Origin of the sequence: Mesorhizobium sp. LSJC285A00, from assembly GCF_000503155.1 — a bacterium.
Classification (GTDB): Bacteria; Pseudomonadota; Alphaproteobacteria; order Rhizobiales; family Rhizobiaceae; genus Mesorhizobium.
The window spans coordinates 41,962-55,704 of record NZ_AYVK01000023.1; the positions used below are offsets into that span (position 1 = coordinate 41,962).

The window sequence follows — 13,743 nt, forward strand, 5'->3', positions numbered from 1 at the left end:
CAGCGACTTGGTTCTGGCCCCGTATCATGACAGCGCCGTTTTCTTGAGTTTTCCCGTGTCCGTCATCGGCAGGTTCGCCACAACGACGATGGATTTCGGGACCATGAAGTTTTCCAGACGCTTCTGGCACTCCTTCTGCAGTTCCCTTTCGCCAATGGCTCTTCCATGCTCCATCACCACAAAAGCTTTCACCGCTTGCCCGAGGAGCTCGTCGGGAACACCTATGACAGCCGCTTCTCGGACTCCTGGAATGTCCATCAGTACATTTTCCACTTCCCTTGGCGCCACCTTCTCGCCTCGCGACTTTATGATCTCATCCCCACGGCCAACGAAGTAGAGGTAACCCTCCGTATCCATCCGGCAGTAGTCGCCGGTGTATAGGACCTGCTCGCCGGGCAGCGGGCCGGGTTTGAGTTTCCTGGCCGTTGCCTCGGGCTTGCCCCAATACCCGTTCATCACCGTTGCGCCGCGAATGACGAGTTGGCCGACAACGCCTGGGCCTATCCGCCTGTCATGCTCGTCAACGATCCACATCTCCGTATTCGGGATTGCGATCCCTACGCTCAATGGCTTTCGCTCGAGGTCCTCTGGCGGCAAATAGGTGCAACGTTTGCATTCGGTGAGACCGTACATCGAATAGATGCGTGCACCCGAAAACAGCTCGCGAAGCATGAAAATATGCTTGAGGGGTAGGGCTGCCGCAGTGTTTGTGACGTAGCGGATGCTCGAGAAATCCTGGTCTTTGAGGGACCTGAGTTCGGAGAGTGCGGCAAAGATTGTGGGCACGCCGGGAAAGCCCGTAACTCCCTCCTGCCTGATCAACCCGAGGATCTGTGCCGGGAAAGCGAACGAGCGTTCGAGCACCAGCCGGGCGCCGGTACGAAAAGCCATGATCATCTGGTACAGTCCATAATCGAAGGCGAGGGGTAGGACATTGAGGATCACCTCGTCCTCGGCAATCGCGAGGTAGGAAGCGACAGACGCGCACGCGGCCATCATGTTTCTGTGCGTCAGCATCACGCCCTTGGGTTCGCCCGTCGACCCGGACGTGTAGATGATGGCTGCCAGATCAACATCGATGCACTGCCGTGCCGGCGGCGTATCCGCGCCATTGGCGAGGGCGGCGTCCCAGCGCACGGCAAACGGCAGCTGGGCGAGTTCGACGTCGTCGATCGGTCCCGATACGATCACCCGCAGAAGTGACGGGCAGCCGCGCGCCGGCTCGCGGAAGATCGCTTGCAGATGGCCGTCCGTGATGAGCGCCGTCGGCCGGCAGTCGTTGAGCAGATAATCGAGCTTGTCGCTCTTGGTGAGCGGGTTGACGATGCACACCACCGCATTCGCCTTTAGCACCGCCCAGAAGCTAACCACCGTCTCGACGGTGTTGTCGGCGAAGATCATCACGCGATCACCGCGAACGACTCCGCATGCGGCCAGGTCCCGGGCGATCGCGTTGGCTCGCGTTTCGAGTTCGAGGTAGGTGACACGCTGCTTGTTGCACACCAGCGCCACCTTACTTCCGTGTCGGACGGCGGAATGGGCGAGGTAGTCATGCAGCAATGGTACGGCATCATGCAACATACAGGCGCTCTTCCCGATGTTCGCAGTCGACGTCGACGCTGAGCGTGCATTCGAGCGTTGCACTGGGACAACCCGCGACGAACTGCTGATGAAGAAGTTGGGTCGACAACACGCCGACCAGCGCCATGTTGTCGGCATTGGACAGGTCGCCATCGCCAGTTCTGGCCTGGCATTTGGCAAGCAGGTGCGTGACCCCCTTTGGATCGAAGACATTCGCCTCGCGCAGGGCCGTCTGCGAAACGGCCTCGCGAGCGTAATCCGGAGCGTCTGCGCCGACGAAGCAAAGCGCGTTGGGCGCGCGGAAGGGCTGCTTCTTGCGGGCTACGATCTCGGAGGGCAGGATGGGTGCCGCCATGCGCTTCAGCACGTGCTTTTCGTCGAGGCCGCGGAGTTTGAAGGAGGGTGGCAGCGAATTCGCGAGCCTCACAAGTTCATCGTCCAGGAACGGGAAGCGCCCCTCGACGGAGTGAGCCATCAGCATCCTGTCGCCTTGCGAGGAGAGCAGATAGCCCGACATCAGTGTTTGCACCTCGAGATACTGGTCCTGCGCAAGGGGACTCCAACGGGCAAACTGCGCGGGCAGACGGGCGAGCAACTCGGACACGGCGTCGCGGCCCTGCGTTCGAGCCCGCATATCGGCCGTAAACAAGCGCTTGATGGCCCTGGTGGTTTGCCAGCGGGTTTCATGAGCAAAGCCCGGCGCGTCGTAAGCCTGAATATTTCGCCCGAAGAACTGACGCGCCATCGCCTGCTGTTGCACCGGCGAGCGGGTGAGATAGGGGTAAAGGCGTTCCAGGAGCCGAGAGCGTCGTGTCGAAGTCGGGTGGCGCCCCCAGAAGCGGCGGACCTTGCCTTCGCGGAACAGGTCGTAGCCGGCGAACATTTCGTCAGCGCCTTCGCCGGTCAGCACGACCTTGATTCCACGCTCACGCACCAGGCGCGAGAGCAGGAAGAGTGGCGCCGGGGCAGTCCTCAGTATCGGGCGTTCGGTGTGTCGGATTACCTCCGGAAAGGTTCCGGCTATATCTCTGCGCGAAACGACCACTTCATGGTGCTCACTGCCGGTCGCCTCGGCAACCATTCGCTGGAAGCGGGTCTCGTCATATTCGGCGTCGGCAAAACGCAAGGAGAAGGTTTGGAAGCGCTCGCCCGCGAAGCGCCTCGCGAGCGCGGCCACAAGCGAACTGTCCAGCCCTCCGGAGAGGTAGCACCCGACAGGCACGTCGGCGCGCACCATTCTGAGCGCCGTCGCGGCCTCAAGAGCGCTAGACACGCGGTCCACCGCGTCATCGCTGGACCCGGTGAACTCGCCCTGCCGCGATCCGAAATTGTCGGGATAGGAAGGCTGCCAAAAAATCCGCTCACGAACGGTGCCATCCTGATAGATGCGGACATGACCCGGCTCGAGTTCGTTGATTCCGTGGAAAACTCCTTGCGGCGGAACGACCGTCCAGAGCGTGAACGTCTGATCGATGCCGGCTGGATCAAGGGCGCGAGGTATGGTTCGATCGGCCGCGAAAATGGCTTTCACTTCGCTGGCGAAATAAAGCCGGTGCGCATGCTCGCTGAAATACAGCGGGCAAATGCCGAAGCGGTCGCGCGACAATATGAGACGATTGGCCACTGAATCCCAGATCGCAATTGCCCATTGGCCGTTCATCCGCTCGAAGGCCGTTTCTCCCCACTCACGATAGGCGTGCAGCGCGACCTCCGTGTCGCTGCGGGTTCGGAAGCGGTGGCCGAGTGCCGTGAGTTTTTCACGCAATTCGACGTAGTTGAATATCTCGCCGTTGAACACGATCCACGTCGTATCGCCTGTATCCGCCATCGGCTGCTGGCCACTGGAAAGATCGACGATGGACAGGCGCACATGCGCCAGCCCCGCGCGTCTGTCCCGGTAGAGACCGCGCCCGTCGGGACCGCGATGCGCCAGCGCGCCCATCATCTGCATCAGCGCCTGCCGCGAAGGAGAAGCCGCTGTGGCATTCAGCGCCACGATTCCAGCGATGCCGCACATGCTCGGTCAATCTCCGCCTTCCGCGGACAGCAAAGGCCGCGCGTGAAGATAGTGGGCCGCCCTTCGTTTCGCTTCGATGTCCTTGAACACTTTCTGAAGCTGGGGCTCGGTGAGGCCAGCAACCGCCGCGAGCTCATTGCTGGCGACCCCGTGGTTCAGGCCGTAGAGGCATAGATCCATCAGGTGATAGGGCAGCGCGAAATAGAATTCTTCCTGGCTTTGGGTCATGGAAAAGGTGTCGGTGGTCGGTGGCCGCTGCCGGATTTCATCATCCACCTCGAGATATTCCGCGAGTTGATAAACCTGGGTTTTGTAAAGGTGAACGATCGGCATCACGTCGGCGGCTCCGTCGCCCTGCTTGACGAAAAAGCCCTGGTCGTACTCGAGGCGATTTGGAGTGCCGACAACCGCGTATTTGAGGCGGTCGGCGTGATAGTATTCCGTCATCTTGCGCAGGCGCTGCTTGTAGTTTGTCGCAGCAACGATCTGCAGATAGGCAGCTGGCGGCAGACGCACGGTATCTACTTTACCCTGCGGATCCTGGACCGTGAGGCGGGTTATATTGAGCCCGCTGCTCTCCAGAACCGACGCGATCACCAGCTTGCATTTCCACCCTTCCCCATAGTCGGGAACGACGGTCTGGATCGCATCGATCTGCCGGCGGTAGGCCCCAATGGCCTCCAGTGCCGGTGCTATGTCCTCAAGGACGCTTTCAATGCCAAGCTGTGCCGCGACGCGGCGGCCAAGTCTCAGGGAGTCGCCGGAAGAATCCCGCTCCGGCATGAACAGTCCCAGGACCTTGTCTTTCCCGAACGCGCGCATGCACAAGGTCGCGACGACGGAGCTGTCGATACCGCCGGAAAGACCGACAACCACGCCGCGACGATGCAGGGTGCCGAGAACCTGAGTGCGCAAGGTGTCAACGATGCGATCGACCTCCGCGCGGGCATCGAGCGTCAGCATGTCCTTGCTGAATTCCGGAATTATGTCGATGACAAGTCCTCCCTTTTGCGAGATTCGGCGGGGGAATAGGTCTGCACGATGGCCGTCTCGATAAGCGGACGGTTGGTGGCAAGGTTTGGTTCGACGACAAGGTCGATGTGGCTGCCCGTGATCGAAATGACGTCCAGGTGTGCCAAGACGCTGTCCCAGCCCAAGGCCCGCGGCATTCCCTCCCTGCGACATCGGAACAAGGTACCGGAGAGGGGCAGAGCCGGTTTCGGTGCCTCAAGCCATTGGAAGAATGACTTCGCCCTTAAAACCTCCTGCAGTTCCAGTTTGGTCCTGAAGATCGTCGGGTTGAACTCTCCATTGGCAAATCTGTCCAGAATCCTGGCCAGACGCGCTTCGCCGCCCACGGCGACGGTGATCTTCGCAAGGGCTCTGCAAGCCATCCGATGCGCGGATATGCGGTTGGTGCGAATACGATAGAACGTACGGGTAAGTGTCTCCCAACGGTTGCTCGGCTCGTCCAGAAGGCTCGTGTCGAGGATGCCCAGGAACCGCACCGTTCGCCCGGCCTTCATGAGCCGTGCGGCAACCTCGAATGCAACCGCGCCACCCAGAGAATGGCCGAGAAGTCGCACGGGGCCCGCAGGTTGGATGCGGCTTATCTGCTCGAGTGCGGCGCCAGCCATGGCGCTGAGGGTGTTGTGTCCGTCCAGTATCGCCGCAAGGCTCGGATATCGGATCGGGTTTACACGGGCGACTTTCCCTATGGCGGCTGCGAACGCAGCCAGGCTCGGACCATAGCCAACGGACCCTGGAAACAGGAAAAGAACCGGGGGGTGGTGCTTCTTTTCGCGCCCTTCGCCCGACCGTGCAGAGACGACCGCCTCAACCATCTCGTCCAAGCTCATGCCGACGGTGAATGCTTCGAGGCCCAGCTCTTGCCCGATGGCGTTTTCGATCGCCATCACGCAGTGCAGCAGCTGCAGCGAATCTCCTCCAGCATCATCCCAGTTTCCCGTGGCAGTGCCTGTGTTGAGAACCTGCGTCCACGCGTGCTGCACTATTTGACGTGTGTCCTTTGCTCCTCCGGCGGGCGGAGCATCGAGAGTGGACGACCGGGCGACTCGCGCCCTCCTTCCGTGCGAACGATCTATCTCGGCCAGTGTTGCCAAATCGACCTTACCTCCCGACAGGCGTGGGATTGCGTCAACGGGGTGCAATCGCAAGGGACGCAATGGTGCCGGCAAGGTCATTCTGAGGAGCTGGCGAAGGTCGTCTGCAAAAGCGCCGCCTGCGAAGCGCTGGGGAACCGCGAAGGCGATGAGTTCCTGCGCGGCCGTTACCATCACCACGGCATCCGCCACCGAAGGCGCGCAACGCAAGACCCGTTCGAGTTCGGCGGGCTCGATGCGTCGACCATTGATCTTGATCTGGCGCCCTTTGCGGCCGACGATCCTCAAGATGCCATCATCGTCGAGCCGAACGAGGTCCCCGGTCGAAAAAAGCCGAGCCTCGGGATCGTCGGGGTCCGGCTGCGCGGGAACGACCACACCGTTCTCCCAATGACCAAGCAGGACATAGCGGCTTTTGATCAGAAGCTCTCCACTTTCGCCTGGCCCTACATTGCGCTCCGCTTCGTCGACGATAGCGAATGTCATACCAGGGAGCAGCCTGCCGACGGGAACCGACGCGTCTTGCTCGGGCCAGTCAGGCGGCAAGAACCATTGCGAACCGATGGTTTCAGTCGATGAGTAGCCGATCTGGATCAGACACTGGTCCGAAACGGCTTTGCGCAGCAAAGCGATGTCCATCCATGACACTTTCTCCCCACCGATCCGGGCCACTCTGAGCGGCCAGGAAGCGTCGGCGGGCGCCTCAGCCAGGAGGGCTCGAAGCAGTGCCGGCACAAGATAGGCGATCGTCACACCTTCGGACTGCAATCGAGCGCGCGTAGCGCGCAGGCCGACAGCCTCCACCTCGAGAAGATGCAACGTGGCGCCCGTCAGCAGCGCCGCAAAGATCTCCCGGCAACCGGCGATCGTGGCTGGCCCGGTCAGCGGCAGGAAAACGTCATCCGCGCTGATATGGCACGCATCGACATATTGCCGGACCCGCCATAGCAGGCTGCGTTGGCTGTTGACGATTCCCTTGGGGCGCCCGGTGCTGCCCGAAGTGTAAAGCACCAATGCGGGCGCATCGACCGAAACCATAGGGGGCTTATGCTGCTGTTCTGGGTGTTGATCGTTGGACGCCACGGCGGCCGCAATTTCGATCCAGACGATCTCTTGGGCCAATTCGACCGGGCGAACATTTTCGGCGCCTATAATCGCGCCGAGCCCCGCGGCACTGACTATATCGAAAATGCGAGAGGCGGGATCTCTTGTGTTGAGCGGGACCGAAGGCCGTCCCGCCGCCATGGTCGCCAACATCGCCACAGGATACCAAGCGGAGTTTGCTTGCAGGATGCCGATGGCCTGCCCTTCGGGGACGACGGCAGCGATATGAGTTGCCAGCGTCTCGACCGCCCGGAAAAGCTCAGAAAAAGTCAGGCGGTTCGCGCCGTCGCTGATTGCGAGCTTGTCAGGATACCGCCTGGCGACATCTCCAAGGTGGTCGAAGATTGGAGTGTCCGCAAATTTGGCACCCATCTGTCGGTAACGGCGCCAGACTGGCCCCCCTTGGTCAAGATCATATTCGGGAACGACTGACCACTTTCGGGTGGGTCGCAGATCCACCTGTAGGTTTTGATTTGCCACTTCCGAATGCAAACACACTGAGGACATTCAGGGCCCCGCCAAGCTGACGGTCGAACATCGCTCGCCGCGGAGATCTTTTCATCAATCATTCGGATGATGCCTCGATCTTGCCTAGCCAGCGCTTCCCGAGCGTCCTTCAGAAGTTTTGCCATCTGTGTCCAGCACCGGTCGTTTTTCCTTGCAAGCTCCGTCGAGCGCAAGACGGCTTGCCCAGGCAAACGGAGCGATCGGCATCTCCGCTAGAATCCGGGCTCGGTGCCCAGATTCACTGACTGGAACAATCATTCAAATGAACGTTGGTGTGATCGGAAATCCGGCTAAGCTTGATCCGTAGGGGAATGACTGCTCGTTTCGGAGACGCTTGAGCATATGATCATCGAGTTGTTTGGGCCGCCTGGCGCGGGTAAAACCACGCTGCTTCGCGGCCTCTGCCAAGGGCTGGCGAGACACGGCATCAATGTGAAGACAGTAAATGGGTATCGCCTGATTGAACCTGGATCGGCTCAGGATGACGCTCCGGAAATCCGCCATGGCATAGGAAGAATTGGCAAAAAGATTGCCACATCCGGTCCTATCTTGCTGTCGACCTTGCCAAAGGACAGTGTCGCGGCCCGGCTTCTGGCATCGATCCCTCTTCGAAGCCGCGTGTGGTCATGGCGAATGAAGGTCGACATCGCCCAACTGTGCCAGTCCTGGCGCCAAGCGCGGGAGTCGCCCGGTTGCTTCATCTTCGAAGAGGGCATGATTCAGGCTTTGTGTGCGCTGGGTGTGCTGGCTAGAACTCCAAGCCTCGACGCGGTCCGCGAGTGCCTGGCGTTCCTGCCGCGGCCGGATCTCGTTGTGCAACTCGACGCGCCCCAGGAAACGTTACGCCGCCGTCTTGTGGATAGGCATGCGCAGCAACCGCTCCTCGAGGTTATGCTGTTCGAACTTGGCGTGGACAAAGGATTAAGGCAGGCCGAAATCTCAAGAGAGGTCGGCGAGTGCCTGCGCCAGGACCGATGGCCGTTGATACAAGTCAATGGTGCTGAACCTCACGACGTGGACGGGGTCGTCGCGCGCGTTCTGGGAGAGCATGTTGGTCATGCTGCCTAGGCTGGCCCATGACCTATGATCCATGACACATTTATGCATTTGGCGCCAAGCCGGGCAGCATCTGCCGCCAAGCGCGCAATCATGTCGAATCGTGCTGATCGAGCACTTCGAGCATGGTCGTCAACATGCTTCCGACTTCCTCAGAGATTTCCTCGGGGCGGATTCCCGCTCTGATGGCATCCGCCGTTGCTTGGTCCGCAAGTTTCGCCGCAAGAGCCGGATCGGCCTTGGTGTAGAGTGGGATCTTATCCTCTACCCATTTCTGCAGGAATTCGATGCCGCGCGCGCTCATACCAAGTACAAGCTCGGCGGGGCTTCTTGGTTCCGTCAGCCATATTCAAGAACGTCAGACCATCTTGCTCAGGCTGACGTTCCCGCGGTCACGTCACGATGAACGAGGACGCCGTCAGAGCCAAGTGTGGCGATAGAGTGGCAAATTGGATCTGATGTGCGCCGCCCGAGCCGTCGCTGTCAAAGGAAAGCGCGCCGGTCGTGCTGTTATAGACGATGTGATCGCCGCTGTCGTGCGCGGCCCTGCCGGCGTAAAACGCCGAAGGGGGAAGGGCGCCTGTATGCAGGCCGGCAAACACGGTGTGGTCGAGTTGGATCTTGTCGTGGCCCACTTTGAAATCGGTGACCTTGTCGATATTGCCGACCTTGAGAGCCGAATCGAAGACAAAGACGTCGTTGCCGCCATGTCCCGTCAGAACGTCTCTCCCGCCACCGCCGTTGATAGTGTTGCTCCCGGAATTGCCATCAATGGTTTGGGCGAATTCGTTTCCCGTGAGCTTGATGGCGGCAGTTCCCAATTTGCTGGTGGTCGCAAGATGCTCGACCTGCGAGCCGGCCGACAGCGCGTAGCTGACCGATGCCAGCACGCTATCGTTGCCGCTGTGCCGCAGTTCCACCACCTTGTCGCCGGCGTTGTTGACATAGTAGGTGTCGTTGTAGCCGCGGCCCATCATCGTGTCCGCGCCAGCGGTGCCGCGAAGCACATCCGCGCTACCCGTGCCGTAGAAAATGTGATCGCCGGTGCTGGTCGGAGGGACACTTGTGGGCGGAGGCACTGTGCTGGTAGGCGGCGGCGTCGGTTCGCTGGCCGAAGGACCGCTTGCGGTGCTCTGGTTGTGTTGAAGGAACAGAGCCTGCAGCGTCGGCGAGCTCTCAAGCGCCGTGTCGCCCTGTTGAGAACCCCAAGCATAGGCATAGTCGAAGGCCGGCGAAGGCGCTACCTTGGCCCAGTGGTCCAACATGGTCTTTTCCTGAGCAACGCTGGGCAGGACATAGCGACCGCCCGTGTCGGTCGTCCAGTCGCCGCCGCCGAAGGTCTGATACACGGGAACGACCTGACTGAGCGGGATGCCCGAGGCGACGGCCGCCGCCACAGTCCTGTCGATCATGTTGTAATCAATCGTGCTTGTTCCGGTCCGTACCGGGTAGGGATCCAAGCCGTAATAGTCGATATGCGTGTTGGCAGGATTGAATGTGTTTGAAAAGTCGGGGTTAGCGGAAGACCCCATGTTCATCATGGTTATGAAGGTCTTGGCGCCGGGCAGGTGGCTGTGGATCCAGTCTGACTCCGCCTTCAGATCAGCGGCGGTGGCATAAGTTCCCCATTTGCCGGTCGGGTCCGGCTCATCGACTAGGAAGAAGCCAAACACTTTCGGATTGCCGATGAAGGGCGTGACCTTCTGGATAAAGGAGGAGGTTGCACCATCGGCTTCATTGAGCCACACCAGGCCTTTCTGGCCGGCCGGCAAGGCGTTGAGCTGGTCCAAGGAAGATACATCAACAAGATTGAATCCGGCTTTCGCGACCTCGGAGGCCGACCCGCCCGAGGCGTAATGGAGTGTTGTCATTGACATACCCTTCGTCCGATTCGGTAGGCGCCCCACACCTGCCTAGGGAAAGGATCCATTAGCGACAAATCAAATACCGGCGCCCCTTGATAGAATCTTTGATCAGCGTCCGAAAAACACAACAGCCTCGATGCTACGCTTGCCTCAGAGGTATGTAGATGATCCAAGTATGGGGTGCTCAAGCCTGCAACGAAAGCATTGCAGCGACGTCTGCCGGAGCGCCTTGTGCGTTTGCAGTGGCGGTAATCGGCCAATGCGCGCTTCGGTTGAGCCACCGCCCAAATGCGCGCTCCCGCAGGACTTCTTCGAGCTCAGACCGCAAAGGAATCGCGTCCTGGCGAAGCCCTCCCATTGCAGCCGCTCAATGCTCCTCGTGAAAAGCCTCGGCGCCAAAATGAGCAAGGCAGTACTCCACAAGGTCATGCGAGGCGCGCGCCGCTGGCAATTGCGGAGAGGCACTGAACTGGATCCCACCGGGTTCAACGGAAAGGCGGGCGTGCCGGTCCGAATGACGGCGAGCATGGCAACGCGGTCGCCCATCCGCGGGAAGAGGCGGCTGGTGGTCCGACCATATCCAGACACCGGGTGAAAGCCTGTTCCAGACGAAGCGCTCGGGAGAACTGGCGGTGCGAGTCATCACACCATCTGGGCGCGATGTTGATCCGGCGTGAGAAGGCGGGCGGAAGTTGCTTTGAACGCGGCGCGCGGACCTTTCGAACACAGCCCTTTTTTATATCCGGCCCGCCGTGTCGTACGCGAAGGTGCCGTCATTGCACCGTCAGACCGGATGATCCAACGCACTGACCGAGGCGACAGCGATTGTGGCTGCATTGCCGCATCGTTGATCAGCTTGCTTCATGCAAACAGACGAGGACAGCACGAAAGCCTGCTCCTAGCGTGGGACTGGCTGTTGTGTGTTCAGGGGCGATGAAACCGGCCATGGAAACCGCGGATAGGGTCAGCTGTTTAACGAGATTGGGATCGCATCCAGGAGCGACAGGATGAGTCCGCATCTGGTTTGCGTTGGCGGCGAGGATCATAGACTAAGAATCCCGTTTCTTTTGGCGCTTCGCGAAAGGGGTTTTCAAGTCACTGCCGTTTCGAGTGATCTCGGAGCCGCCTTCTCACCCCATGGCATTGCCCATCGCCGATTTGGGTTCGACCGCTTTGGCAGCGGCGGTGCAGAATGGGGTGCTGTCAGCGCGATCCGTGAACTGATGTCCGAACTGCGTCCGGACATCATTCAAAGTTTCGACACCAAGCCCAATATCCTAACTCCACTGGCGGTGCGCGGGCACGTTCCCGTCGTTCGCACCATCAACGGGCTTGGTTGGACATTCTCGTCGCGGGAGCCGCGGGCCCTGGCATTGCGTCCTTTCTTTTGCGGCCTTCAGGGGGTGGCGTCTCGTTGGACAGCCATGACCGTCTTCCAGAATAGTGATGATCAGGCCTTCTTCGAGCGCTACCGGCTGGTGGCTCGCGGCAAAGGGCGACTGATCCGGAGTTCTGGCATCGACCCCGATGCATTCTCGATGGCAAGGTATCGTGGTCCTTCGGCTGCCACGATGCGCGAGGAACTTGGCCTACAATCGGCCCAGGTCATAATATTTGTCGGTCGGCTCACGCGGCAGAAGGGGATTCCAACCCTCATCGAGGCGGTTCCTCGCGTTATCCGCGAGAGGCCCAACGCGCGTTTCGTACTTGTCGGCCCGCAAGACTCCGAAGGTCCGTTTGCCGTCAGCAGAGCCGATATCGAGCGCCATGTTCCCCACGTTGTCGCATTGGGGCCAAGGCGCGACATTCCAGCCCTCCTGGGGATGGCGGATCTGTTTGCGTTTCCGACGCAATATCGCGAGGGAATTCCGCGTGTCCTGCTGGAGGCGGGATTGTCCGGATTACCGATCGTCGCCTCCAACATGCCGGGCTGCAACGATGTGGTTGAGGATGGCTGGAACGGCTATCTCGTGGCGCCGCGCGATGCGGATGGCTTGGCCTCGCGGATAGTCGATATTCTTTCCGACCCCGCCCGTGGCAAGACCATGGGGAGCCGTTCCGTCGGATTCGTGCGGGAGCGGTTCTCGTTGTCGTGGGTCATCGACCAGTATTGCGACCTGTACAAGACAATCCTGGGTGGCAGATATCGCAGCAGGCTTGTTCAAGCTGCGCAGGCGAATCCGAGGGAAGAGGCGGTGCCGAGCCCCCATCGACTGGGCGAGGCGCGGCAATGATGCGTGATGCGCTTCTGGCCTTCGGCGTCGCGATGTCCTACGCGGCGCAACTCAGCATCCCAGGGCTGCCCTTCGGCTACAGCGAACTGTGCCTCACGCTCTGGATAATGCTGTCGATGACGCGAATCCTTGCTGGCGGCCAACTGGAGGTTACGCCGGCACTGGCTAAGCTTGGGCTTTTCTGGCTGATCCTGGCGCTTGCCATGGGCGTGGGTTACATCATCGGTTTTCTGACAACCACGTTGTTCCTGGATCCGTTGTTGCACGACACGCTGGCCTATGTGCTGTTGGCGTGCGTCACCTGTCTGGCCGCTGCGGAGCCCAACGCGTCCTTCCGTTTGCGTCGTATCGCCTGGTGGATGGTTGCTGTCGCGAATGCGGGCTTCATCGTTCAGGTAGGGCTTGGTTTCGGCTGGCTCCATCAGGCTGGGGTCGAACCCTGGTACTGGGACCGCTTCTGCGGGTGGTCCGACAATCCGAACCAGCTTGCGCTCTACTGCGCCCTGCTCGGTCCACTGGCCTTGCATCTTGCCACAACCACCAGCAATAAATGGGGAAGATGCCTTGCCCTATGCAGCCTCATATTCACCGTTTACGTCGGAAGGCTGACAAAAAGCGATACCTACCTTTATACCACGGTCCTGGCTTGTCTGATCCTTCTCGGGCTGCGGGTCCGGGCCTGGCTGGCGAGCGACGGCAATAAGGCGAGCCTTTCAAGGCAGCTTGCCGTCCTGATGGCCGTTGGCTTCCTGCCGCTGGCCCTGTCTATAGCGCCCTATGCCCTCAGCGAGGCCTCCAGCGCCGAAGACTTCGCCAAGAGCCTGACCAAAGACAAGGGCGGGGAAGCGACTGCCCAAACCGCGGCGCTTCGCCTCTACCTCTGGAATGCAGCCTTGGAGAAGGGGGCACGATCGGGATCGCTTGGACTGGGTCCGGGCCCGCACCTAGATAGTCCCCCCGTGGTCAATCAACAGTTTTTGCCGCGGCCCTTCGAGGCGCACAGCACCATCCTGGATCTCTACACTCAGGGCGGCCTGATTTCGGTTCTAGCCCTGATGTGGATCTTCGGCTCGGCTGCGTTGTCCGCCTGGCGGGCGAAGCTGGATGCTCTGGTGGCGCTCGTGGCATCGATCGCCGTCTTCAGTGCTCCGCATTTGGTCATCCGCCATCCGATCGTGTGGTTCTGTCTGACCCTCTGCCTTGTCGCTGGGACGCCGGAAGCGATCCCCGCGATTGTTCGCGAGAGGAGATGCTAG

General features: G+C 60.4%; 9 protein-coding genes. 3 read left to right on the plus strand and 6 right to left on the minus strand.

Annotated features, from left to right (window positions below):
• Window positions 1-24 precede the first annotated feature (24 nt).
• Genes X726_RS150540 through X726_RS150525 form a run of 4 tightly spaced genes read right to left on the minus strand, consistent with a single transcriptional unit; the run spans window position 25 to window position 7,197 of the window.
• Window positions 25-1,581, minus strand: a complete 1,557-nt coding sequence (locus X726_RS150540) for an AMP-binding protein (protein ID WP_023670884.1) — start codon at window positions 1,579-1,581, stop codon at window positions 25-27.
• A complete protein-coding gene (asnB, locus tag X726_RS150535; RefSeq protein ID WP_023670885.1) occupies window positions 1,571-3,598 on the minus strand; it encodes an asparagine synthase (glutamine-hydrolyzing) in 2,028 nt (675 codons plus the stop codon). The genes X726_RS150540 and asnB overlap by 11 nt, the downstream gene beginning before the upstream one ends.
• Window positions 3,599-3,604: 6 nt before the next feature.
• Window positions 3,605-4,585 carry an NAD(+) synthase gene (gene nadE / locus X726_RS150530; RefSeq protein WP_280790677.1) on the minus strand — a complete coding sequence of 327 codons (981 nt, stop codon included), beginning with the start codon at window positions 4,583-4,585 and terminating at the stop codon, window positions 3,605-3,607.
• Window positions 4,582-7,197 carry an AMP-binding protein gene (locus X726_RS150525; RefSeq protein ID WP_023670887.1) on the minus strand — a complete coding sequence of 872 codons (2,616 nt, stop codon included), beginning with the start codon at window positions 7,195-7,197 and terminating at the stop codon, window positions 4,582-4,584. Before X726_RS150525 ends, nadE begins: the two co-directional genes overlap by 4 nt.
• A gap of 477 nt (window positions 7,198-7,674) precedes the next feature.
• On the opposite strand from X726_RS150525, the gene X726_RS150520 reads away from it, so the two are divergent.
• Window positions 7,675-8,400 carry an AAA family ATPase gene (locus tag X726_RS150520; RefSeq protein ID WP_023670888.1) on the plus strand — a complete coding sequence of 242 codons (726 nt, stop codon included), beginning with the start codon at window positions 7,675-7,677 and terminating at the stop codon, window positions 8,398-8,400.
• 79 nt (window positions 8,401-8,479) lie between these two features.
• Here X726_RS150520 and X726_RS150515 read toward each other — a convergent pair whose 3' ends face one another.
• Together X726_RS150515 and X726_RS150510 are read right to left on the minus strand one after the other, a co-directional pair.
• Window positions 8,480-8,692, minus strand: a complete 213-nt coding sequence (locus tag X726_RS150515; RefSeq protein WP_023670889.1) for a DUF768 domain-containing protein — start codon at window positions 8,690-8,692, stop codon at window positions 8,480-8,482.
• An 88-nt stretch (window positions 8,693-8,780) separates the two neighbouring features.
• On the minus strand, window positions 8,781-10,259 hold the full coding sequence (locus X726_RS150510; protein ID WP_023670890.1) for a calcium-binding protein: 1,479 nt from the start codon (window positions 10,257-10,259) through the stop codon (window positions 8,781-8,783).
• 1,001 nt (window positions 10,260-11,260) lie between these two features.
• Here X726_RS150510 and X726_RS150500 point away from each other — a divergent pair.
• Window positions 11,261-12,487 carry a glycosyltransferase family 4 protein gene (locus X726_RS150500; protein WP_023670892.1) on the plus strand — a complete coding sequence of 409 codons (1,227 nt, stop codon included), beginning with the start codon at window positions 11,261-11,263 and terminating at the stop codon, window positions 12,485-12,487.
• Window positions 12,484-13,743, plus strand: a complete 1,260-nt coding sequence (locus X726_RS150495; RefSeq protein ID WP_023670893.1) for a polymerase — start codon at window positions 12,484-12,486, stop codon at window positions 13,741-13,743. The genes X726_RS150500 and X726_RS150495 overlap by 4 nt, the downstream gene beginning before the upstream one ends.